Source organism: Streptomyces sp. NPDC021225 (assembly GCF_044332865.1).
Classification (GTDB): domain Bacteria; phylum Actinomycetota; class Actinomycetes; order Streptomycetales; family Streptomycetaceae; genus Streptomyces.
In genome coordinates, this window is sequence record NZ_JBIRPV010000001.1 from 1,630,676 (window position 1) to 1,652,708 (window position 22,033).

Sequence of the window (22,033 nt, forward strand, 5' to 3'; positions counted from 1 at the left end):
ACGCGAGATCTGTCAGTTCTTCCGCGAACACCTGCGACAGAGGCTGCGGTCCCACGTACTGCTGGCAGTTGCACTGACCAGCCTCGTAACGCAGCGGCTTCTGCCTTGTCATGCATGCCTCAGGCGCAGGCTCTCAGTCCCAAAGCAACATCCTCAGTGCGGCCAAATAGGCGGGTTGGTGCAGAAGTGGCCGCCAAGGTAGACGTGGTCGGGGTTGTCGGGGTCGAGTTCGCCCTGCTCGGCGATGAGCTTCGCCGCGTACGGCTCCGAGTCGTCCTGCGGCTCGTAACCCAGCGCGCGGGCTGACGTGAGGTCCCACCACAGGCGGGTGTTGGCCGAGCTGCCGTAGACCACCGTGTAGCCGACGTCCTCCGCCGTGAGGGCCGCGTGGAGGAGGCGGGCGCCGTCGGCCGGGCTCATCCAGACCGACAGCATGCGCACGGACGTCGGCTCGGGGAAGCAGGAGCCGATGCGGATGGCGACCGTCTCGATGCCGTGCTTGTCCCAGTAGAAGGACGCCAGGTCCTCGCCGAAGGACTTCGACAGGCCGTAGAAGGTGTCCGGGCGGCGCGGGGTGTCGACGGGGATGAGGGATTCGGCGGGGACGGGGGTGGTGGCCGGGCGGGGGGTGAAGCCGACGGCGTGGTTGCTGGAGGCGAAGACGATGCGGCGGATGCCCGCCTCGCGTGCCGCCTCGTAGAGGTTGTAAGTGCCCTCGATGTTGGCCTGCAGGATCTTCTCGAACGGGGCTTCCAGGGAGATGCCCGCGAGATGGATGATCGCGTCGACGCCCCGTACGGCCTCCCGCAGCGCCTCCTTGTCGGCGAGATCCGCGGTGATGGCGTCCGGCTCCCCCTCGATGGGCATCACATCGAAGAGGCGCAGCCGGTATCCGTACGTCGCGGGCAGCAGTTCGCGCATCAGGGTGCCCATGCCGCCGGCGGCGCCGGTGAGGAGAACGGTGCGGGGAGCGGGCATGAGGGGAACTCCTCCGTTAAGGGCGGAAATTCATACATAGATGCCGTTCATGAACATGGACACGCTAGGGAGGGTGGCGGGGGTGCGTCAAGGGTCGCGGGAGAGGGGTGGGGGCGTGTTCCGGGCGACTCTCCGTGCGTGCAGCTGCCTTGACCGGCGCGGGCGGGCTGTCCTACCGTGGCTGCGTTCATGAATATAGATGACGATCAGAAACATGTACGCGCCGATGAGGTGATGGCACGTCGGCGCACAGGACAGGGAGAGCCCGTGACCTCAGCCTCAGCCTCACTCGCCGAGCGCCTCGACGGACTGCTGTTCTTCCCCGTGACCGCCTACGGGCCCGACGGCGGCCTGGACCTCGACGCGTATCGCGCGCATGTGCGCGGCGGGATCGAGGCGGGGGCGGCCGCCGTCTTCGCGTGCTGTGGCACCGGTGAGTTCCACGCGCTCACCCCCGAGGAGTACCGCGCCGCCGTCGCCGCCGCCGTCGAGGTGGCCGACGGGCGGGTGCCCGTGGTCGCCGGGGCGGGGTACGGCACCGCCCTCGCCATCCAGTACGCCAAGCTCGCCGAGGAGGCCGGGGCGGACGGGCTGCTGGCCATGCCGCCGTATCTGGTCGTCGCCTCCCAGGAGGGGCTGCTGCGGCACTACACCGCGCTCGCGGGCGCCACCGGCCTGGACGTCATCGTCTACCAGCGGGACAACGTCGTCTTCACCCCGCAGACCGTGGTCGAGCTGTCCAAGGTCCCCGGCGTCATCGGGCTCAAGGACGGCCTCGGCGACCTGGACCTGCTCCAGCGCATCGTCAGCGCGGTGCGCGCCGACGACCCCGAGGGGAAGTTCCTCTACTTCAACGGGCTGCCCACCGCCGAACTCACCGGCCTCGCCTACCGCGGCATCGGCGTGCTGCTCTACTCCTCCGCGGTCTTCTGCTTCGCCCCCGAGATCGCCCTCGCCTACCACAAGGCCCTGCTCACGGGCGATGACGCGACGGCGAACGCCCTGGTGGACGGCTTCTACCGGCCGCTGGTCGAGCTGCGCAACCAGGGGCGCGGCTACGCCGTCTCGCTGGTCAAGGCGGGTGTGCGGATGCGCGGGCTGGACGTCGGTGAGGTACGTTCGCCGCTGTGCGAGCCCAGCCCCGAGCACCTCAAGGAGCTGGCCGAGCTGATCGAGCGCGGACTGGCCCTGGTTCCCGGGGATGCCGCCACCACCGTCACCGTCACCGTCACCGAAGCCTGACGACCCCGAGGGGGAAACCGCGTTGAAAGCCTCCGCCTTCGTCTACCCCTGGGACGTCGTCGGCGACCCCGACGCCGCCCGCCGCATCGCCGACCTCGGGGTCCAGCAGGTCACCCTCGCCTCGGCGTACCACTCCACCCGCGCGCTGACCCCGCGCCACCCGCGCCACCGCATCGTCACCGCCCGCCACGCCGCCGTCCTCTACCCGCCGGACCCGGGGCGCTGGGCGGGCCGCCCGCTGCGCCCGTACGAGCAGTCCTGGGTGGACGGCGCCGACCCGTACGGCGAGGCGGCCGGCGCCCTCGCGGACGCCGGGCTCGAGGTGCACTCCTGGGTGGTCCTCGCGCACAACTCCCGCATGGGCGACGAGCTGCCGCACACCTCCGTGCGCAACGCCTACGGCGACCGCTACCCCTGGGCGCCCTGTATCGCGCGCCCCGAGGTGCGCTCGTACGTGGTCGACCTGGCCGCCGAGGCGGCGGCGCGGCCCGGCACCCGCGGCACCGAGCTGGAGTCCTGCGGCTGGTACGGGGTCACCCACCTGCACGCGCACGACAAGATCGGCGGGGTGCCGCTCGGCGGCGCCGCCCAGTACCTGATGTCGCTGTGCTTCTGCGACAGCTGCCGCGCAGGCTACGCCTCGCTCGGCGCCGACCCGGACGAGCTGCGGCAGGCGGTGCTGCGCGCCCTGCGACCGGTGTGGTCGGGCCAAAGGGCCGAGCACGGTCGACCGTCGACAGGGGCTGAGGCGCCCCGGAGGCCGGCAGAGGAGCACGAGGAGGCGGCCCAGGGCGGCGGCGACCGGGCCGCCGAGTGGGCCGAGGTCGAGAAGCTGCTCGGCGCCGACCACGCGGCCACGTTCGCCACCTGGCGCGACCGGGTCGCGGCCGAGATCCAGCGGGACGCCGTCGCGGCCGTACGGGACGCGGCCGACGGGGCGTTCCGGGTGCTGCTGCACGCCGACCCGGCGCCCCACCGCTTCGGCGCCAACGTCGGGGTGGACCCGGCCGGCATCCTCAGCCACGCCGACGGCGTGGTGCTGCCCTGCACCGGGAACGACGCGGCGCGGGCCGATGTGCTGACCCCCTTCGCCCCGCACGCGACCGAGCGCACCACCCTGGCGGCGAACTTCACCGTCGTCACCGGCATGGGCGGCAGCCCCGCCACGTTCGAATCCGACGCCACGCACGCGATCGGGCTCGGCGCGAACGAAATCCGTCTCTACCACGCAGGACTGGCCTCCGACGCGGATCTCGCGGCGGTGCGCGCCGCCCTCGCACGGCTGCCCTGACGCTCGGTCAAATCTCGAGGGCCGCCCCGGGTTTTCTGTCAGAAGCATTGACGAAGCTTTGGGGCGGTCCTAATTTCATCGCGTCGTACTTCGTACGTCATATATGAGACGCGATATGTGAGATCTGAGAGCCCCATGGACATTGCGCCGAGCCCGATCCCCTCCCGTACGCAATATGTGCTGGAGGCGGTCAAGCACGCCATCCTCACCGGACAGCTGCGGCCCGGCCAGCCCCTCGTCGAGACCGAGCTGGCCGCGCAGTTCGGCGTGTCCAAGACCCCGGTCCGCGAGGCCCTCAAGACCCTCGCCGGCCGCGGGCTCGTCGTGATGAGCGAGTACAAGGGCGCGACCGTACGCACCGTCGACACCGCCATGGCCCACGCCGTCTACGACGTGCGCCTGCTGCTGGAGCCCGAGGCGCTGCGCCGCACCGTCACCACCCGCGCCGACCTGGCCGGCGCGAGCGCGGCCCTGGAGCGCTCCGCCGCCGCGGCCGACCCGGCCGGGCGGTCGCTGGCGAACCGCGACTTCCACCGCGCGCTGTATCTGCCCTGCGGCAACCCGCTGCTGGCCGGGATGCTCGACGAGCTGCGCGACCAGGCCGCCCTCGTCTCCGCCATCGCCTGGCAGGCCGTCCCGTCCTGGGAGCGGGAGGCGGACGAGCACCGCGAGATCCTGGCCCGCGCGCTCGACGGCGACGCGGACGGCGCGGCCGCCGCCCTGCACCACCACATCGCCTCCTTCGTCCGGCGCGCGTTCCCGGGAGTCCCGGAAACGCCGGGAGTCCAGGAAACGCCGGGAGTCCAGGAAGCTCCGGGAACCCCGGCGGCCCCGGGCGCCACCCGGGCCGCCGAGGCGGCCCCCTAGACCGCGTGGGCGCGTGCGATGAGGGGACGGTCCCGCACGCGCCCACGCGCCTCACCCCCACCCGCCACCGTCCCCAGCCCAGCAGGCCCAACCGGCCACCGGCCCGACCAGCCGTACCGGCTCGACCAGAAGGGATAGGCACCGTATGGACTACTCACCACTGAGGGCGGCGCTCGCAGACGTCGTGGCGATCCCGGTGACTCCGTACGACGCCGAGGGCGCCGTGGAGCAGGACACCTACCGCGCACTGCTGCGCAGGCTCCTGGACGGCGGGGTCAAGGCCGTCACTCCCAACGGCAACACCGGCGAGTTCTACGCCCTCACCCTCGCCGAGCGCCGCTTAGTCACCGAGCTGACGGTGGAGGAGACCGGCGACCGGGCCGCCGTCCTCGTCGGCGTCGGCCACGACGTGGCCACCGCGGTCGAGGCCGCCCGGCACGCCCGCGAGGCGGGCGCCGGGATGGTGATGGTGCACCAGCCCGTGCACCCGTACGTCTCCCAGGACGGCTGGGTCGACTACCACCGCGCCATCGCCGAGGCCGTCCCCGAGCTGGGCGTGGTGCCGTATCTGCGCAACCCGCTGATCGAGGGCGCCGCCGTCGCCCGGCTCGGCGAGGCCTGCCCCAACGTCATCGGCGTCAAGTACGCGGTGCCGGACGCCGCCCGCTTCGCCGCCGTCGCCCGCGACGCGGGGCTCGACCGGTTCGTGTGGGTGGCCGGGCTCGCCGAGCTGTACGCGCCCTCGTACTGGGCCGTCGGCGCCACCGGCTTCACCTCCGGTCTGGTCAACGTCGCCCCGAAGGTCTCGCTCGACATGCTGGGCGCGCTGCGCGCCGGGGACTACGCGGGCGCGATGAAGGTGTGGGAGCAGATCCGCCCGTTCGAAGACCTGCGCGCCGCCCATCAGTCGGCGAACAACGTCAGCGTCGTCAAGGAAGCGCTTGCCGCGCTCGGCCTGTGCCGCCGCGACATCCGCCCGCCCAGCAGCCCGCTGCCCGAGCCGCAGCGCGCCGAGGTCGCCGCGCTCGTCCAGGGGTGGGGGATATGACGCCCTCCGCGACCCCACAGACCCCACAGACCCCCGAGGCCCCCGAGGCCCCCGCGAGCCCCGGGACTCCCCGGAGAAAGGCGCCCGAGGAGCTGCGCAGTCACCAGTGGTACGGCACCGGCGGCCTGCGCTCCTTCAGCCACCGCGCCCGCACCCGCCAGCTCGGCTTCCTCCCCGAGGAGCACCTGGGCAAGCCGGTCATCGCGATCCTCAACACCTGGAGCGACATCAACCCCTGCCACGTCCATCTGCGCGACCGCGCGCAGGCGGTCAAGCGCGGGGTGTGGCAGGCCGGCGGCTTCCCGCTGGAGTTCCCGGTGTCGACGCTCTCGGAGACCTTCCAGAAGCCGACCCCCATGCTCTACCGCAATCTCCTCGCCATGGAGACCGAGGAGCTGCTGCGCTCCTACCCGGTGGACGGCGCGGTCCTCATGGGCGGCTGCGACAAGAGCACCCCCGCGCTGCTGATGGGGGCCGCCACCGCCGACCTGCCGACCGTCTTCGTGCCGGCCGGGCCCATGCTGCCGGGCCACTGGCGCAACGAGGTGCTGGGCTCGGGCACCGACATGTGGAAGTACTGGGACGACAAGCGGGCCGGGCTCATCGGCGACTGCGAGATGTCCGAGCTGGAGAGCGGACTGGCCCGCTCGCCCGGCCACTGCATGACGATGGGCACCGCCTCGACGCTGACGGCCGCCGCCGAGGTGCTGGGCGTGACCGTCCCCGGCGCCTCCTCCATCCCGGCCGTCGACTCCGGGCACGAACGGATGGCCGCGGCCTCGGGGCTGCGCGTCGTCGAACTGGTCTGGCAGGACCTCAGGCTCTCCAGGATCCTCACCCCTGAGGCGTACGAGGACGCGGTCGCCACCGTCCTCGCCCTCGGCGGCTCCACCAACGCCGTGATCCACCTGATCGCCATGGCCGGGCGGTCCGGGGTGCGGCTCACGCTCGACGACTTCGACCGGATCGCCCGCACCGTCCCGGTGCTCGCGGACCTCCGCCCCGGCGGCCGCTTCCTGATGGAGGACTTCCACTTCGCGGGCGGCCTGCCCGGCTTCCTCGGCCGGTTGACCGAGATGAAGGACGTCCTGCACCTGGACCGCCCGACCGTCGCCCACACCAGCCTGCGCGAACAGCTCGACGGCGCCCTCGTGCACAACCCCGAGGTCATCCGGCCGCTGGACAACCCGCGGGCGAACGAGGGCGGGGTGGCGGTGCTGCGCGGCAATCTGTGCCCGGACGGCGCGGTCATCAAGCACATCGCCTGCGAGCAGCACCTGCTCAAGCACACCGGCCCCGCCGTCGTCTTCGATGACTACAAGACGATGCAGGCCACCATCAACGACCTCGAACTCGGCATCACCGAGGACAGCGTGCTGGTGCTGCGCAACGCCGGCCCGCTCGGCGGCCCCGGCATGCCCGAGTACGGCATGCTGCCGATCCCCGACCACCTCCTCAAGAAGGGGGTGCGGGACATGGTCCGCATCTCCGACGCGCGGATGAGCGGGACCAGTTACGGCGCCTGTGTGCTGCACATCGCGCCCGAGTCGTACGTCGGCGGGCCGCTCGCCCTCGTCCGCACGGGCGACCTGATCACCCTCGACGTCGGGGCGCGCACGCTGCGCCTGGAGGTCGACGACGCCGAGCTGGAGCGGCGCCGGGCGGCCTGGACACCGCCGCCGCCCCGGTACACCCGCGGCTACGGCGCGCTGTACCAGGAACAGATGACCCAGGCCGACACCGGCTGCGACTTCCGCTTCCTCGCCGCCCCCGGCGCGGACCCCGAGCCATACGCAGGCTGACACCCCTTCTGAGCAGCTGTTTTTTTGCACGACATACCGAACGACATTCGGTAAGCGCTTCACCCGCCCGACCGTGCACCCCTGAGAACGGAGAAGCAGTCATGGCCGACGCCGTGGCGAAACCGCCCCGGGTCACCCGGCGCCGAACCGGAGGCTCCACCCGCCGCCTCCCGTATCTGCTGATCGCCCCCGCCGGGCTGTTGATGCTGGGCTTCATCGCCTACCCGATGTTCAGCGTCCTCTACTACAGCCTTCAGAACTACAACGTCACCAAGCCCTGGCGGAACGGCTACGCGGGCCTGGACAACTTCACCAAGATCTTCACCGACGACCCGCAGTTCTGGGACGCCCTCGCCTTCAGCGGCAAATGGGTCGTCACCGAGGTGCTGTTGCAGCTGGTCCTCGGCCTCGCGCTCGCCCTGCTGGTCAACCAGACCTTCATCGGCCGCGGCATCGCCCGCGCCCTGGTCTTCTCGCCCTGGGCCGTCTCCGGGGTGCTGACCACCACCATCTGGATGCTGCTCTACAACCCGTCCACCGGCATCAGCCGCTACCTCGCCGACGCGGGGATCGGCAGCTACGGCACCTCGGTGCTCTCCGACACCGGCACCGTCTTCTGGGCGGCCGTCCTCGCCGAACTGTGGCGCGGCGTGCCGTTCTTCGCCATCCTCATCCTGGCCGACCTCCAGTCCATCCCGAAGGACCTGTACGAGGCGGCCTCGGTCGACGGCGCGGGGCGGGCACGGCAGTTCCTGCACATCACCCTGCCGCATCTGAAGGACGCGATCATCCTCTCCACGCTGCTGCGCGGGGTGTGGGAGTTCAACAACGTCGACCTGCTCTACACCCTCACCGGCGGCGGCCCGGCCGGGCAGACCACCACCCTCCCGCTGTACGTCGCCAACACCGGTATCGACGGGCACGACTTCGGCTACGCCTCCGCGCTGACCACCGTCGCCTTCGTGATCCTTCTATTCTGCTCGATCCTCTATCTGCGCCTGAGCAAGTTCGGAGGCGACAACAAGTGACCACCGCACTCGCGGAGAAGGGCCTCGCCCCCGCCCCCGAAGCCCTTCCGGACACGGGCAAGGGCAGGAAGCGCGGGCGCGGGATCGACCAGGGCGTGCCGCGCTGGCAGATCTATCTGCCGCTGGCCCTGTATCTGCTCTTCACCCTGATCCCGTTCTACTGGATGCTGCTGTTCGCCCTGCGCCCGGCGGGCTCCACCTCGCTGGTGCCGTGGCCGATGACGGGCGAGCACTTCGCCAAGGTCTGGAACGAGCGAAGCTTCGGCATCTTCTTCCAGAACAGCATGATCGTCGGAGTCTGCTCGCTGGTGATGACCACGGCGGTCGCCCTGGCCGGCGGCTACGCGCTGGCGCGCTTCGAGTTCAAGATCAAAAAGGCGTTCATGCTGGCGTTGCTGGCCTCGCAGTTCATTCCTGGCGCGCTGATGCTGGTCCCGCTCTTCGAGATCTTCAAGAACCTTCAGATGATCAACTCACTGGGGAGTGTGGTCATCGCGGAGACGGTCTTCCAACTGCCGCTGTCCATGATCCTCATCAGCGGCTTCATCAGGAATGTGCCGGTGTCCCTGGAGGAACAGGCATGGGTGGACGGCTGCGGCCGCTTCCGCGCCTTTTGCGCGGTGGTGCTGCCGCTGCTGCGGCCCGGGCTGATCGCGGTGGGCTCCTTCGCCTTCGTCCACAGCTGGAACCACTTCCTGTTCGCCCTGATGTTCCTCAGCTCCCAGGACAAGCAGACCATCCCGGTCGGCCTCAACACGCTCATCGGGGCGGACAGCGTCGACCTGGGCGCCCTGGCGGCGGGCGGTGTGATCGCGGCCGTCCCGGTCGTCATCGTGTTCGCCTTCATCCAGAAGTGGCTGATCACCGGCTTCAGCGCGGGCGCGGTCAAGGGCTAGGCCGAAACTCCGCCGCCCAGCCGGGCCGCGGCCGATCGGAGTACGACTCTCGCGGACAAGGAGGTCCGAAGATGGGCATGGCGCACCCCCAGGGACGGGGGGTTCCAGCGATATCGCGCGCGGCGCGCTCGGGGTGGACCCGGCTCGGCATCGCGGCCCTGGCGGCCGTCGGGCTGGTCGGGTTGGCCCTGCCGGCCGGCGCACAGGCCGAGCCGCCCGCCCCCGGCCGCGACCTCGGGCGTGACCTCGGGCGCGAGGTGCTCGGGGCGGACGACGGCTGGGCGGCGGAGGGCGCCGGGACCACCGGTGGGGCCGCGGCCGACGACGCGCAGGTGTTCACCGTACGGACCCGGGCGCAGCTCGCCGCCGCGCTCGACGGCGGCAGCCCCGTACCGAAGATCATCTACGTCCGGGGGGCCATCGACGCCAACACCGACGCCCAGGGGCGCCCGCTGAGCTGCGCGGACTACGCCACCGACGGCTACACCACCGAGAAGTACCTCGCCGCCTACGACCCCAGGAGCTGGGGCGGCCAGAAGCCCTCCGGGCCGCAGGAGGAGGCCCGCGCCGCCTCCGCCGCGCGCCAGGCCGAGCGGGTCGAGCTGGCCGTCGGCTCCAACACCACCATCGTCGGCCTCGGCCGGGACGCCGTCCTCAAGGGCGCGAGCCTCCAGGTCAAGGACGCCTCCAACGTCATCATCCGCAACCTCGAACTGCGCGACGCCTACGACTGCTTCCCGGTCTGGCAGCCCAACACCGGCGGCCTCGGAGACTGGAAGACCGCGTACGACACCATCTGGCTGCGCGGCGCGACCCACGTCTGGGTCGACCATGTCACCCTCAGCGACAAGGGACACCCCGACGCAGCCGAGCCCACCTACTTCGGCCGCAACTACCTGCGCCACGACGGACTGCTGGACATCACCAACGGCTCCGACCTGGTGACCGTCTCCTGGAGCCGGTTCGCCGACCACGACAAGGCCATGCTCATCGGCAACGGCGACAACGTCACCACGGACCGCGGCAAGCTGCGCGTGACCCTCCACCACAACAGCTTCAAGGGCGTCGTGCAGCGCGCCCCGCGGGTCCGCTTCGGCCAGGTGCACGTGTACAACAACGCCTACCAGGTCCCCGAGGGCACCGACTACCGCTACTCGTGGGGCGTGTCCACCGAGTCGCGGATCCACGCCGAGAACAACGCGTTCACCACGCCCGGCCATGTCGAGGCCGCCGACCTGGTCAAGAGCTGGAACGGCAGCGCCCTGCACCAGAAGGGCAGCGAGTTCAACGGCTACCCCGTCGACCTGCTGGCCATCTACAACTCGTACAACTCCGGCAGCGAGCGAGACCTTGACCCCGACGTGGGCTGGACCCCCGCCCTGCACGGCCGGATCGACAGCGCCGCGAAGGCGGCCCGGGACGTGGCGCGCGGCGCGGGCGCCGGACGGATCGGGTGAGAGGCGACCATGGAACCCATCCCCCTCGTACTCGCCGGGGCCCGCGGCCACGGGCACTGGCACCTGGACAACATCCGGCGGCTCACCGCCCAGGGCCTGGTCCGGCTCGCCGGAGTCTGTGAACTCACCCCCCTGACCGCCGAAGAGCTCGGCGACGGCCTCGGCACCCCCGAGCAGTCCGCCGACCTCGCCGACCTGGTGACCCGCACGGGCGCGCGGATCGCCATCATCTGCACCCCCATCCACACCCACGCCGACCTCGCCCTCGCCGCCGCCGGGCGCGGCGCCCACCTGCTGCTGGAGAAGCCCCCCACGCCCTCCTGCGCCGAGTTCACCCGCATGACCGAGGGCCTGCGCGAACTCGGCACCGCCTGCCAGATCGGCTTCCAGTCGCTCGGCTCCCACGCGCTGATCGCGATCCGGAAACTCATCGCCGACGGCGCCATCGGAGAGGTCACCGGCATCGGCGCGGCCGGCGCCTGGGCGCGCGACGAGAGCTACTACACCCGCGCCCCCTGGGCCGGACACCGTTCCCTCGACGGCCGGGACGTCATCGACGGCGTGCTCACCAACCCGCTCGCCCACGCCGTCGCCACCGCCCTGCGCATCGACGGCGCCGACCGCGCCGAGGACATCGAATCCATCGAGCTGGAGCTGTTCCGCGCCAACGACATCGAGGCCGACGACACCTCCTGCGTACGGCTCCGCACCGCCCGCTCTGCCCGCTTTGGCACTGTCACCGTCGCCGCCACGCTCTGCGCCGAGCGGCCTGGCGAGCCGTACGTCCTGATCCACGGCGACCGCGGCCGGATCACCTTCTGGTACAAGCTGGACCGGGTGCTGCTGGAGCGCCCGGGACATGAGCCGGAGACGACCGACCACGGCCGGACCGACCTCCTGGAGAACCTCGCCGCGCATCTGCGCGACGGCACCGAACTGCTCGTCCCCCCGCAGCGCACCGGCGCGTTCATGCGCGTCGTCGAAGCCATTCGCACCGCCCCCGATCCGGTCCGGCTCCCCGCGGACGCCTGGCGCACCGAGCCGGGCGTCGGCGCGGCGCCCTCGGCGAAACGCCGCGTCGTGCCGGGCATCGACCGCCTGGTCACCGCCGGCGCGGAACGCCTCGCCCTCTACTCGGAACTGCGCGCCCCCTGGGCCGCACCCCCCGCGGAGGTCCCCCACACATGAACGGTTCCCTGCCCAACCGGCCCCCCTGCACCGTGCTGCGCTGCGACGGGCGCCCCGTCGGCACCTACACCCACCGCCCGCAACTGCCCGAAGGCCTCTCCCCCCGCCCCTATCTGCACCCCGTACGGACCCTGTCCGGCATCACCGTCACCGAGTCGCGCCCCGCCGACCACCCGCACCACCTCGGCGTCGGCATGGCCGTCCCGGACGTGGCCGGGCGCAACTTCTGGGGCGGCCGCACCTATGTGCGCGGACAGGGCCCCACCGAACTGGACAACCACGGCTCGCAGCGCCACCTCGGCTGGCTGCTGCGCGACCCGGACGGCTTCGTGGAGGAGCTGTCCTGGGTCGCCGGCGGCCGGCAGATCCTGCTGGAGCGGCGCACGGTCGCGGTACGCACCGTCTCCCACGGCGCCGACGGCTGCTGGGCGCTCGACTTCACCACCGCCCTCACCAACGTCACGGGGGAGACCGTCACCCTCGGCAGCCCGGCCACCAACGGCCGCCCCGGCGCGGGCTACGGCGGCTTCTTCTGGCGCGCGCCGCGCCGCCCCGAGCCGCCGCGGGTCTTCAGCGCGGACGGCGGCGAGGGCGAGGCCGCGGTGCACGGGCGGCCCTCGGACTGGCTGGCGCTCGCGGCCGAGGACTGGACGCTGGTGTTCGCCGGGGCGACCGGCGACACCCGCGCCGACCCCTGGTTCGTGCGCACCGGCGACTACCCGGGCGTGGGCTCGGCCCTCGCCTGGGACCGGCGGCTGGCCATCGCCCCCGCCGACACCGTCACCCGGCGCATCGTCACCGCGGTCGCCGACGGCCGCCTCGACCGCGAGGCGGCGGCCCGTATCGGGGCACAGCTGTCCGACAAGGGGGCGACCGTATGAGCGGACGAGCACGTGGCCGCCGGGCCGCGGCCGACGGCGACAGCGGCACCTCTGCGCCGCGTGTGCGGAGAAGCGAAGAAGGGAGGCACAGCATGACCGCATCCGCGCATACGCCGACGAGCGGGCCGGTGTGGCAGGCCGACCAGGGCGACGGCACCTACCGCAACCCCGTGCTGAACGCCGACTGGTCGGACCCGGACGCCATCCGGGTCGACGACGACTACTACCTCACCGCCTCCAGCTTCGGCCGCGTCCCCGGGCTGCCCGTCCTCCACTCCCGAGACCTGGTCAACTGGCGGCTGATCGGCCACGCCCTGGACCGCCTCGAACCCGCGGAGTCCTTCGCCGCGCCGCGCCACGACTGTGGGGTGTGGGCGCCCAGCATCCGCCATCACGACGACCGCTTCTGGATCTTCTGGGGCGACCCCGACACCGGCGTCTACCAGGTCAACGCCCCCGACCCGCGCGGCCCGTGGACCAGGCCGCACCTGCTCAAGGCGGGCAAGGGCCTGATCGACCCCTGCCCGCTGTGGGACGAGGACGGCTCGGCCTACCTCGTCCACGCCTGGGCCAAGTCCCGCGCCGGGGTCAAGAACCGGCTCACCGGCCACCGGATGAGCCCCGACGGCACCACCCTCCTGGACGAGGGCACCCTGATCGTCGACGCGGACTTCATCCCCGGCTGGTTCACCCTGGAAGGGCCCAAGCTCTACCGGCGGGACGGCTGGTTCTGGATCCTGGCCCCGGCCGGGGGCGTGGAGACCGGCTGGCAGGGCGCGCTGCGCTCGCGCGACTTCTTCGGCCCGTACGAACACCGGACCGTGCTGGCCCAGGGCCGCACCGACGTCAACGGCCCGCACCAGGGCGCCTGGGTGGACACCCCGGCGGGCGAGGACTGGTTCCTCCACTTCCAGCAGCGTGGCGCGTACGGGCGCGTGGTGCACCTCCAGCCCATGGAGTGGGGCGAGGACGGCTGGCCCGTGATGGGCGACCGGGGCGAGCCCGTCGCGTCGTACCGCAAGCCCAAGGCGGAGCCGCAGCCGCCCGAGGCCCCGGCGACCGACGACGGCTTCCCGGGCGGGCGGTTCGGCCGCCAGTGGTCGTGGACGGCCAACCCGGCGCCGGGCTGGACCACCGCCCACGGCGGCGACGGCCTGTGGCTGACCTGCCACCGCACGGCCGACGCGCACGATCTGCGGCGGCTGCCGAACGTGCTGGTGCAGCGGCTGCCCGCGGAGGAGTTCATGGTGACGGTCGAGCTGTCCCTGCACAGCGAGGTGCCGGGCGCCAAGGCGGGACTGGCAGTCCTGGGCGACGCGTTCGGCTGGATCGGCCTGGAGCGGACGGCGGACGGGACCCGCCTCGTCCACCGCTTCGCCGACGTCGCCACCGAGCGGGAACGGGACGCCGAACCCCCGCGCGACGCCCCCGACGGCCGGGCCCACCTCCGCATCGAGGTCTCCCGAGGCGCCCGCTGCCGCTTCCTCACCGATACGGGAGACGCCACCGGCTGGCACCCCTCCGGCCCCGTCTTCGCCGCCACCCCCTGGCGCTGGGTAGGCGCCCTCCTGGGCCTCTTCGCCACAGCCCCCAAGGGCCAGGGAACACCTGGCTACGCCGCATTCAAGAGCTTCCGTACGGAAGGAGCCTCGTGATGAGGTTGTGGGCAATCGTTCCGCAGAGGGGGCACCTCCCAGCGGTAGCTGGGGGAGGGACGGGTGGGCACAACCCCACCCGCAGACGGCCACGGCCCGCACCTGCAACGGCGCGACCCCTGAGGGCCACCGGCGCGCTGGTGACCGTGGTGGCCGCCCTCCTGGCCGCACTGCTCAGCGCCCCCGGCGCTGTAGCGCGCGCTCAGGGTCCCGCGCCGGGCGCCGGCGCGACCACGTGGACCGACAAACCCGACGGCTTCGCCGCCCTCGCGGGCGGCACAACAGGCGGCGCCGGCGGCAAAGTCGTCACCGTCCGCACCCAGCAGGACCTCATCGCATACGCCTCCGCCCCCGACCCCTACATCATCCGCATCGCGGGCTCGATCGACGTCGACCCCTTCGGCTCCGACATCGTCGTCACCTCGAACAAGACCCTCATCGGCGTCGGCTCCACCGCGGAGATCGTCCACGGCGAACTCCACCTCAACCCCGGCACCCACAACGTCATCATCCGGAACCTCACCATCCGGGACAGCTATGTCGAGGGCGACTGGGACGGCAAGACCCAGGACTTCGACGCCATCCAGATGGACTCCGTCCACCACGTGTGGATCGACCACAACACCTTCACCCGCATGGGCGATGGACTGCTCGACATCCGCAAGGACAGCGACTACGTCACGGTCTCCTGGAACGTCTTCAAGGACCACAACAAGGCGTTCGGCCTCGGCTGGACCGACAACGTGACCACCAACATCACCCTGCACCACAACTGGTTCACCGGCATCAAGCAGCGCAGCCCGTCCATCGACAACGCCGCCCACGCCCACCTCTACAACAACTACCTCTCCGCCCAGTACCGGGACGAGGACCCGGTGTGGACCTACGGCAACTGGTCCCGTGGCCGGACCAAGATGGTGATCGAGAACAGCTACTACGACGGTATCCGCAACCCCTACCAGGCCGATGAGACCGCCGAGCTGGTCCAGCGCGGCAGCATCGCCCGCGACACCACGGGCCGCCACGACACCCGGGGCGAGGCGTTCGACCCGCGCGACTTCTACCCGTACCGGCTGGACCCCGCGGCCGCCGTGCCCGCCCTGGTGAAGAGGTTCTCCGGACCGCAGAGCGGCCTCGGCACCGACACCGTGCTGCGCGTCGCGGCCGACGGCTCCGGCGACTTCCGTACCGTCCAGGCCGCCGTCAACGCCGTGCCCGCGGGCAACGACGGGCGGATCACGATCGCCATCGCGCCCGGCACCTACCGCGAGCAGGTCCGGGTCCCGGCCGACAAGCCGCGCCTCACCTTCCTGGGCACCGGGCGGGACCGCGGCGACACCGTCATCGTGTACGACACCCCCGCCGAGTACGGCGGCTCGACCGGCAGCGCCACCGTCCTGATCGCCGCGAGCGATGTGACCGCCCGCCACCTCACCTTCGTCAACGACTTCGACGAGGCCGCCCACGAGCTGAACGGCGAGCAGGCGCTGGCCATGAAGACGACCGGCGACCGGATCGTCTTCACGGACACCGCCTTCAAGGGCAACCAGGACACCCTGATGACCGACAGCCCCAAGCTGACCACCATCAGCCGCGTCTACCTCCGCGACTCGTACATCGAGGGGGATGTCGACTTCATCTACGGGCGCGCCACCACCGTCATCGAGCGCTCCACCATCAAGGCGCTCAGCCGCAGCAGCGACAGCAACAACGGTTACATCACCGCCGCGAGCACCTGGAAGGGCAATCCGTACGGCTTCCTCATCACCCGGAGCCGGATCGTCAGCGACGCGCCCGACCAGACCTTCCACCTCGGCCGCCCCTGGCACCCCGGCGGCGAGCCGGACGCCATCGCCCAGGTGTTGATCCGCGACACCTGGCTGCCCGCCGCGATCAAGAACTCCCCGTGGACGGACATGGGCGGATTCCCGTGGCAGGAAGCCCGTTTCAGCGAGTACCGCACCACCGGACCGGGGGCTGCCCCGTCCGCCGACCGACCGCGGATGACGGACGCCGACGCCGCGGGCCACGAGGTGGCCGACTACCTCGCGGGCAGCGACGGCTGGGCACCCCAGACTCAGTAGGAGATGCGCACCATGAGAAAGCACCTGATACCAACCGTACGTGGCGCCGCGGCCGTGGCCGTGACGCTCACTCTCGCCCTGACCGCCACCGCGTGCGGGGACGACGGGTCGAGCTCCGGGTCGGAGGGGTCCGGCGAGGGCAAGATCGTCTTCTGGGACAACAACGGCGGGCCGCGCACCGCGATCTGGAAGGAGATCATCGCCAAGTTCGAGAAGAAGTACCCGGACATCGAGGTCGAGTACGTGCCGATCCCGATCGCCGACGTCCAGTCGAAGTACGACACGGCCATCCAGGGCGGCAACGACAGCCTGCCCGACGTGGGCGGCGTCGGCACGGCGTACCTGGCCAACCTGGTCGTCCAGGACGCCCTGGAGCCGGTCGCCGACCGCATCCAGGACAGCTCGCTCAAGGGCAAGCTGGTCAAGAACATGGTGGACAGCGTCCGCGCGGCCGGTGGTGACGACAAGGAGATGTTCTCCGTCCCGACCTCGGCCAACCAGGGCACCCTGTGGTACCGCACCGACCTGTTCAAGGCGAAGGGCCTGCCCGCGCCGACCAGCTGGGACAACTTCTACAAGGCCGCCGGCGAGCTGACCGACCAGGGCGACAACAAGTTCGGCTTCACCCTGCGCGGCGGGGCCGGGTCCATCGCCCAGGCGATGGAGATGATGTACGCCCAGTCCGGGATCGACACCTTCTGGAACGGCGACAAGACCACCCTCAACGACCCCAAGAACGTGGCGGCGCTGGAGAAGTACGTCGGCCTCTACAAGAAGGACACCCCGTCCGCCGACCTCAACAACGACTTCACCAAGATGGTCGCCCAGTTCGACCAGGGCGACATCGGCATGCTCCAGCACAACCTGGGCAGCTACACCGACCATCTGAAGGCGTTCGGCAAGGACAAGATCGCCGGTGTGCCGATGCCGCCGTCCGCGGAGGGGCAGCCGCGCACCATCGTCTCCAACCCGGTCGACGGCCTCGGCCTGTTCAAGGCGAGCAAGAACAAGGCGGCGGCCTGGAAGTTCATCGAGTTCGCGGCCTCCGCGGAGATGAACAGCCTCTGGAACGAGGACGTTGGCGCCATCCCGGCCAACGTCGACGCCGCGAACGACCCCTGGATCCAGCAGGCCCCGCCGACCAAGGCGGCGCTGCAATCGCTCAGCGACCCCCAGACCAAGGTGGTGCAGCTGCCGTACTACCTGCCGGACTGGAACACCATCAGCAAGGCGGACAACGAGCCGAACTTCCAGAAGGTGCTGCTCGGCAAGATGACCGCCAAGGAGTTCTGCGACAAGGTCGCCAAGGAGCTCAACGAGGCCCAGGCGGACTGGAAAGAGCACAGCTGAGGCGCGCTCGCGTCGCGGGCCGGCCGCCGCACCCCGGCGGCCGGCCCGCGCCCCACCCGCGCCCCCGTCCGTCTCGACACCCGTGACCTGGACGAAAGGCATCCGCACGCCATGTCACTCTCCCGCAGACACGCGGCCGCGTCGCTCGCCGCCGTCCCGCTCGCCCTCGCCGCGACCACCGGCACCGCCCAGGCCCGCTCCGGCGGGCGCGGCAAGCCCCGCGCCGGGGTGACCGTCTATCTCGCGGGCGATTCCACCGCCGCCACGAAGGCCGCCTCGGCGGCCCCGGAGACCGGCTGGGGGATGGCCCTGCCCTTCTTCCTCGCCGACCGGCTGAGGGTCGCCAACCACGCCGTCAACGGCCGCAGTTCGAAGAGCTTCTACGACGAGGGGCGGCTGGACGCGATCCTGGCCGCCATCCGGCCCGGCGACTTCCTGTTCATCCAGTTCGGCCACAACGACGAGAAGGTCGAGGACCCGACCAGGGGCACCGATCCGGCCACCACCTATCCGCAGTATCTGCGGCTGTATCTGAAGGGGGCGCGCGACCGCGGCGCCCGCCCGGTGCTGCTGACCTCCGTCGAGCGCCGCAAGTTCGACGCCGCGGGCACGGCCCAGCCCACGCACGGCGCCTACCCCGACGCGATGCGCTCCCTCGCCCGGGCCGAGGGGGTGCCGCTGATCGACGTACAGGCGTCGAGCATCGCGCTGTGGCAGCGGCTCGGCCCCGAGTCCACCAAGGGCTGCTTCAACTGGCTCGACCCGGGGGAGTGGCCCAGCTACCCGGACGGCCGGCAGGACAACACCCACTTCCAGCCGCACGGTGCGATCGAGGTGGCCCGCCTCGTGGCGCGCGAGCTGGGGGCCAGGGGCGTGCTGGCCGCGTCCGACGTACGCCGCCTGGGCGAGGCGATCCCGGACAGCTGGATCACCTGGTAGCGGCCCGCGCCCCGCCCCTTCCCCGTACGCCCCACACGTCCCGCAAGGAGCCGGAACATGCGCACATTCAGATGTCATGCTCGCGTCGCCTCGGTGCTGTGCTGCGCCTCCCTCGCGCTCGCCGCAGCCCCCTCCGCCACGGCAGCCCCCTCCGCCTCGTACGCCTCCGCCCGGGCCGGCCTCCCGGCGGGCGACGGCTGGGCCTCCGCCGAGGGCGGCACGACCGGCGGCGCCAAGGCCGACAAGGCCCACACCTTCACCGTCACCAACCGGGCCGAGCTCGCCAAGGCGCTGGCCGGAGGGGACACGGCGCCGAGGCTCATCTACGTCAAGGGCACCATCGACGCCAACACCGACGACTCCGGCAAGCCGCTGTCCTGCGCCGACTACACCACCGACGGCTACGGCCTGGACGCCTACCTCGCCGCGTACGACCCGGCCACCTGGGGCGACGCCCAGCCGTCCGGCCCGCAGGAGGACGCCCGCGCCGCGTCGGCCGCGGTGCAGGCGACCCGCGTCAAGCTGGCCGTCCCCTCCAACACCACCATCGCCGGCGCCGGCCGGGACGCCCGGCTGCTCGGCGCCAGCCTCCAGGTCACCGGCGCGGACAACGTCATCATCCGCAACCTCACCTTCGAGGACGCCTACGACTGCTTCCCCGCCTGGGACCCGACCGACGGCGCGGAAGGCGCCTGGAACTCCGAGTACGACAACCTCGTCGTCTACGGCTCCACCCACGTCTGGGTCGACCACAACACCTTCACCGACGGCCGTCGCCCCGACAGCGCCCAGCCCCGCTACTACGGCCAGCTCTACCAGCAGCACGACGGCGAGCTGGACGTGGTGCGCGGCGCCGACCTTGTTACTGCCTCCTGGAACGTCTTCGCCGACCACGACAAGACGCTCATGATCGGCAACAGCGACAGCGCGGGCGCCACCGACCGGGGCAAGCTCCGCGTCACCCTCCACCACAACGTCTTCAAGAACATCGTCGAGCGCGCCCCGCGCGTCCGCTTCGGCAAGGTCGACGCGTACAACAACCACTACATCGCCCCCGCCGACGGCTATGTCTACAGCTGGGGCGTCGGTGTGGAGTCCCAGCTGTACGCCGAGGCCAACGCCCTCACCCTGCCCGGCACGGTCGACCGGGCCAAGGTCATCAAGCAGTGGAAGGGGACGGCGCTCACCGAGGAGAACAACTACGTCAACGGCAAGCCCGTCGACCTCCTCGCCGTCCACAACGCGGGCGTCCCCGCCGAGCAACTGGGCGACGACGCGGGCTGGACGCCGACGCTGCGCACCCGCGTCGACGCGCCGCGCGCGGTGCCCGGCATCGTGGACGGGCACGCGGGCGCCGGCCGCCTCTGATCGCCGCCACCCCCCAGCGGGGAGGCCGGGCGTTACCTGGCCCCGCCCGGCCTCCCCTTCCCCCTCCCCTCCCCCCCTCCCCCTCCTCCCTGCCGGGGCCGACCGTGGTGTGATGGCGCTGTGAGCAGTGCCGCAGAAGACATCAACCGCCGCATGCTGCGGGCACGGGACGCCATGGACCGCGCCTACGCGCAGCCGCTGGACGTCCCCGCCCTGGCCCGGATCGCCCATGTCTCCCCGGCACACTTCGCCCGCACCTTCCGGGCCACCTTCGGCGAGACCCCGCACCGCTATCTCCAGCGCCGCCGCGTCGAGCGGGCCATGTTCCTGCTGCGGGAGACCGATCGCAGCGTGACGGACATCTGCTTCGAGGTCGGCTTCGGCAGCCCGGGAACCTTCAGCCGCACCTTCCGCGACATCGTCGGCCGGTCACCGCGGGCCTACCGCAAGGAAGCGGTGGCCACGGGCGTGCCGACGTGCTTCACGATGGCGTGGACGCGGCCGAGCGACTGAGCAGTTTTGGATAAGTTTTCATCCGGCTCGCTCGGTAACGTGATGCACATGTTCAACGCAATCACACATTCCGCGATTTACGTGCTCGATCAGGACGAAGCCCTTGATTTCTACGTCGGCAAGCTGGGCCTGGAGGTCAACGCGGACGTCGATTTCGGCGTGATGCGCTGGCTGACGGTGAGCGTCCCCGGCCACCCGGAGCGCCAGATCCTGCTGGAGAAGCCGGGCCCTCCGGCGATGTCCGAGGAGACGGCGCAGCAGGTCCGCGAGCTGGTGACCAAGGGCGCGACGAGCGGCTGGCTCATCTTGACCACGGACGACTGCCGCAAGACGTACGAGACGCTGAAGAGCCAGGGCGTCGAGTTCACCGAGGAGCCCACCGAGCGCCCGTACGGCATCGACTGCGGCCTCCGCGACCCCTTCGGCAACCGCATCCGCTTCACCCAGCTGAAGGCGTAGCCGGGCCGGTCGGGGGAGCGGAAACGGTCGTCGCGCTGAGGACGTGGGCCGTCGAGCGGCGTTCGCGGGCGTCGGCCGGCGCGTGGGCGGCGTAGTGGGACACGAGCCGGACCGCGTCCAGGTCCTCCACCGCGTCGAAACCCGCCGCCCGCAGGTCCGCCGCCAGCCGCTCGGGCGCGAAGTAGCTGAGGAACGGCTCGCCGACCGCGGCCACCCGCGCCGCGCGGGCGCGATGGGAGACGCGCCCGCGCGGTGTCATGGCGCTCGGTGGCTCGCTGTAGTCGAAGACCGCCTCCGTGCCACCGGGCAGGCCCGCGATGAGCCCGAGCGTCGCGAACACCGCGTCGCGGGTCAGATACGGCACCACGCCCAGCCAGCTGAAGAAGGCCGGCCGCGCCGGGTCGAAGCCCGCCGCCGTCAGGCCGTCGGCCAGGCTCTCCCGCTCGAAGTCGACCGGCGCGAAGGTCAGCGACGGCGGCAGCGGGATTCCGGCGTCGGCCAGGCGCTCGCGCTTCCATGCCTGGGTGGCCGGGTGGTCCACCTCGAAGACCCTCAGCCCGGCCACCTCGTGCGGATTGCGGTAGGCGAAGGTGTCGAGCCCGGCGCCCAGGACCACGAGCTGGCGCACGCCGCGCCGCACGGCGGCCGCCAGGCGGTCCTCGGCGAAGCGCGAGCGGGCGGCGATGAACAGGCGGATGCGCCGGCGCCCGGACGCGGCGTCGGCGTCGTCGCGGCCCTCGGCGTCCGCGCCGAGCATGCGGACGGCGAGCGGATCGTGGAACAGCCGTCCCGCGTCCAGCTTCTGGTGGTCCGCGCGGTGCGCGGCGGCGAGCCAGGCGGTGCGGCTGGGGCTGCGCGGCTGCATCTCGGGCCTCCTGGGCCTTCGTTCGCGTAAATAGTTGCCTCAGGCTACCATATTTCGGGTGTCGCGCCATGACGCCCCGCGAGTCGGTGCGATCCGTCCTGACCGCGCGTTGACCGTGCCCT

At 71.5% G+C, this 22,033-nt stretch carries 19 protein-coding genes; 17 read left to right on the top strand and 2 right to left on the bottom strand.

The genetic code is table 11. The annotated features are described in order from the left end of the window. Window positions 1-153: 153 nt before the first annotated feature. Entirely contained in the window at window positions 154-978 is an 825-nt protein-coding gene (locus ACH4S9_RS07500; protein WP_398370353.1) for an NAD-dependent epimerase/dehydratase family protein, read from the bottom strand. A 234-nt stretch (window positions 979-1,212) separates the two neighbouring features. On the opposite strand from ACH4S9_RS07500, the gene ACH4S9_RS07505 reads away from it, so the two are divergent. From ACH4S9_RS07505 to ACH4S9_RS07585, 17 genes are all read left to right on the top strand, one after another. Then, window positions 1,213-2,220 carry a 5-dehydro-4-deoxyglucarate dehydratase gene (locus ACH4S9_RS07505; RefSeq protein WP_385339616.1) on the top strand — a complete coding sequence of 336 codons (1,008 nt, stop codon included), beginning with the start codon at window positions 1,213-1,215 and terminating at the stop codon, window positions 2,218-2,220. A 22-nt stretch (window positions 2,221-2,242) separates the two neighbouring features. Beyond that, window positions 2,243-3,511: a hypothetical protein gene (locus ACH4S9_RS07510; protein ID WP_398370355.1), complete on the top strand. Its 1,269-nt coding sequence runs from the start codon at window positions 2,243-2,245 to the stop codon at window positions 3,509-3,511. 135 nt (window positions 3,512-3,646) lie between these two features. Beyond that, the gene (locus ACH4S9_RS07515; RefSeq protein WP_398370357.1) at window positions 3,647-4,378 is read left to right on the top strand and encodes a GntR family transcriptional regulator; all 732 of its coding nucleotides are present in this window, start codon (window positions 3,647-3,649) and stop codon (window positions 4,376-4,378) included. Window positions 4,379-4,523: 145 nt separating this feature from the next. Then, window positions 4,524-5,426: a dihydrodipicolinate synthase family protein gene (locus tag ACH4S9_RS07520; RefSeq protein WP_358842711.1), complete on the top strand. Its 903-nt coding sequence runs from the start codon at window positions 4,524-4,526 to the stop codon at window positions 5,424-5,426. Continuing rightward, the gene (araD, locus tag ACH4S9_RS07525; protein ID WP_398370360.1) at window positions 5,423-7,228 is read left to right on the top strand and encodes an L-arabinonate dehydratase; all 1,806 of its coding nucleotides are present in this window, start codon (window positions 5,423-5,425) and stop codon (window positions 7,226-7,228) included. The genes ACH4S9_RS07520 and araD overlap by 4 nt, the downstream gene beginning before the upstream one ends. A gap of 101 nt (window positions 7,229-7,329) precedes the next feature. After that, on the top strand, window positions 7,330-8,256 hold the full coding sequence (locus ACH4S9_RS07530; protein WP_311724968.1) for a sugar ABC transporter permease: 927 nt from the start codon (window positions 7,330-7,332) through the stop codon (window positions 8,254-8,256). Beyond that, complete coding sequence (locus ACH4S9_RS07535) at window positions 8,253-9,152, top strand: carbohydrate ABC transporter permease (RefSeq protein WP_385339630.1); 900 nt, start codon at window positions 8,253-8,255, stop codon at window positions 9,150-9,152. Before ACH4S9_RS07530 ends, ACH4S9_RS07535 begins: the two co-directional genes overlap by 4 nt. A gap of 71 nt (window positions 9,153-9,223) precedes the next feature. Further along, window positions 9,224-10,609: a polysaccharide lyase family 1 protein gene (locus ACH4S9_RS07540; RefSeq protein ID WP_398370363.1), complete on the top strand. Its 1,386-nt coding sequence runs from the start codon at window positions 9,224-9,226 to the stop codon at window positions 10,607-10,609. Between the two features lie 9 nt (window positions 10,610-10,618). Then, window positions 10,619-11,797, top strand: a complete 1,179-nt coding sequence (locus ACH4S9_RS07545) for a Gfo/Idh/MocA family oxidoreductase (protein WP_311724970.1) — start codon at window positions 10,619-10,621, stop codon at window positions 11,795-11,797. Further along, window positions 11,794-12,678, top strand: coding sequence for a PmoA family protein (locus ACH4S9_RS07550; protein WP_361183707.1), 885 nt, complete (start codon window positions 11,794-11,796; stop codon window positions 12,676-12,678). The genes ACH4S9_RS07545 and ACH4S9_RS07550 overlap by 4 nt, the downstream gene beginning before the upstream one ends. Before the next feature lie 92 nt (window positions 12,679-12,770). Beyond that, entirely contained in the window at window positions 12,771-14,333 is a 1,563-nt protein-coding gene (locus tag ACH4S9_RS07555) for a glycoside hydrolase 43 family protein (protein WP_398370366.1), read from the top strand. 140 nt (window positions 14,334-14,473) lie between these two features. After that, a complete protein-coding gene (locus ACH4S9_RS07560) occupies window positions 14,474-16,417 on the top strand; it encodes a pectinesterase family protein (RefSeq protein WP_398370368.1) in 1,944 nt (647 codons plus the stop codon). A gap of 12 nt (window positions 16,418-16,429) precedes the next feature. Beyond that, window positions 16,430-17,767, top strand: a complete 1,338-nt coding sequence (locus tag ACH4S9_RS07565) for an ABC transporter substrate-binding protein (RefSeq protein WP_394816762.1) — start codon at window positions 16,430-16,432, stop codon at window positions 17,765-17,767. Between the two features lie 111 nt (window positions 17,768-17,878). Further along, complete coding sequence (locus ACH4S9_RS07570) at window positions 17,879-18,706, top strand: rhamnogalacturonan acetylesterase (protein ID WP_398370370.1); 828 nt, start codon at window positions 17,879-17,881, stop codon at window positions 18,704-18,706. A gap of 57 nt (window positions 18,707-18,763) precedes the next feature. Beyond that, entirely contained in the window at window positions 18,764-20,074 is a 1,311-nt protein-coding gene (locus ACH4S9_RS07575) for a polysaccharide lyase family 1 protein (RefSeq protein WP_398370372.1), read from the top strand. Between the two features lie 153 nt (window positions 20,075-20,227). Next, on the top strand, window positions 20,228-20,587 hold the full coding sequence (locus ACH4S9_RS07580; protein WP_311725061.1) for an AraC family transcriptional regulator: 360 nt from the start codon (window positions 20,228-20,230) through the stop codon (window positions 20,585-20,587). Window positions 20,588-20,635: 48 nt separating this feature from the next. Then, a complete protein-coding gene (locus ACH4S9_RS07585; RefSeq protein WP_311724977.1) occupies window positions 20,636-21,046 on the top strand; it encodes a VOC family protein in 411 nt (136 codons plus the stop codon). Here ACH4S9_RS07585 and ACH4S9_RS07590 read toward each other — a convergent pair. Then, window positions 21,027-21,911, bottom strand: coding sequence for a class I SAM-dependent methyltransferase (locus ACH4S9_RS07590; RefSeq protein WP_398370374.1), 885 nt, complete (start codon window positions 21,909-21,911; stop codon window positions 21,027-21,029). The genes ACH4S9_RS07585 and ACH4S9_RS07590 overlap by 20 nt on opposite strands. Window positions 21,912-22,033 lie beyond the last annotated feature (122 nt).

What these genes read in the sequence shown, in the direction of transcription:
- ACH4S9_RS07585 (WP_311724977.1), top strand. Translation starts at nt 20,636, where the DNA reads ATGTTCAACGCAATCACACATTCCGCGATTTACGTGCTCGATCAGGAC.
- ACH4S9_RS07545 (WP_311724970.1), top strand. Translation starts at nt 10,619, where the DNA reads ATGGAACCCATCCCCCTCGTACTCGCCGGGGCCCGCGGCCACGGGCAC.
- araD (WP_398370360.1), top strand. Translation starts at nt 5,423, where the DNA reads ATGACGCCCTCCGCGACCCCACAGACCCCACAGACCCCCGAGGCCCCC.
- ACH4S9_RS07570 (WP_398370370.1), top strand. Translation starts at nt 17,879, where the DNA reads ATGTCACTCTCCCGCAGACACGCGGCCGCGTCGCTCGCCGCCGTCCCG.
- ACH4S9_RS07580 (WP_311725061.1), top strand. Translation starts at nt 20,228, where the DNA reads ATGCTGCGGGCACGGGACGCCATGGACCGCGCCTACGCGCAGCCGCTG.
- ACH4S9_RS07500 (WP_398370353.1), bottom strand. Translation starts at nt 978, where the DNA reads ATGCCCGCTCCCCGCACCGTTCTCCTCACCGGCGCCGCCGGCGGCATG.
- ACH4S9_RS07540 (WP_398370363.1), top strand. Translation starts at nt 9,224, where the DNA reads ATGGGCATGGCGCACCCCCAGGGACGGGGGGTTCCAGCGATATCGCGC.
- ACH4S9_RS07520 (WP_358842711.1), top strand. Translation starts at nt 4,524, where the DNA reads ATGGACTACTCACCACTGAGGGCGGCGCTCGCAGACGTCGTGGCGATC.
- ACH4S9_RS07565 (WP_394816762.1), top strand. Translation starts at nt 16,430, where the DNA reads ATGAGAAAGCACCTGATACCAACCGTACGTGGCGCCGCGGCCGTGGCC.
- ACH4S9_RS07555 (WP_398370366.1), top strand. Translation starts at nt 12,771, where the DNA reads ATGACCGCATCCGCGCATACGCCGACGAGCGGGCCGGTGTGGCAGGCC.
- ACH4S9_RS07515 (WP_398370357.1), top strand. Translation starts at nt 3,647, where the DNA reads ATGGACATTGCGCCGAGCCCGATCCCCTCCCGTACGCAATATGTGCTG.
- ACH4S9_RS07530 (WP_311724968.1), top strand. Translation starts at nt 7,330, where the DNA reads ATGGCCGACGCCGTGGCGAAACCGCCCCGGGTCACCCGGCGCCGAACC.
- ACH4S9_RS07575 (WP_398370372.1), top strand. Translation starts at nt 18,764, where the DNA reads ATGCGCACATTCAGATGTCATGCTCGCGTCGCCTCGGTGCTGTGCTGC.
- ACH4S9_RS07590 (WP_398370374.1), bottom strand. Translation starts at nt 21,911, where the DNA reads ATGCAGCCGCGCAGCCCCAGCCGCACCGCCTGGCTCGCCGCCGCGCAC.
- ACH4S9_RS07505 (WP_385339616.1), top strand. Translation starts at nt 1,213, where the DNA reads ATGGCACGTCGGCGCACAGGACAGGGAGAGCCCGTGACCTCAGCCTCA.
- ACH4S9_RS07550 (WP_361183707.1), top strand. Translation starts at nt 11,794, where the DNA reads ATGAACGGTTCCCTGCCCAACCGGCCCCCCTGCACCGTGCTGCGCTGC.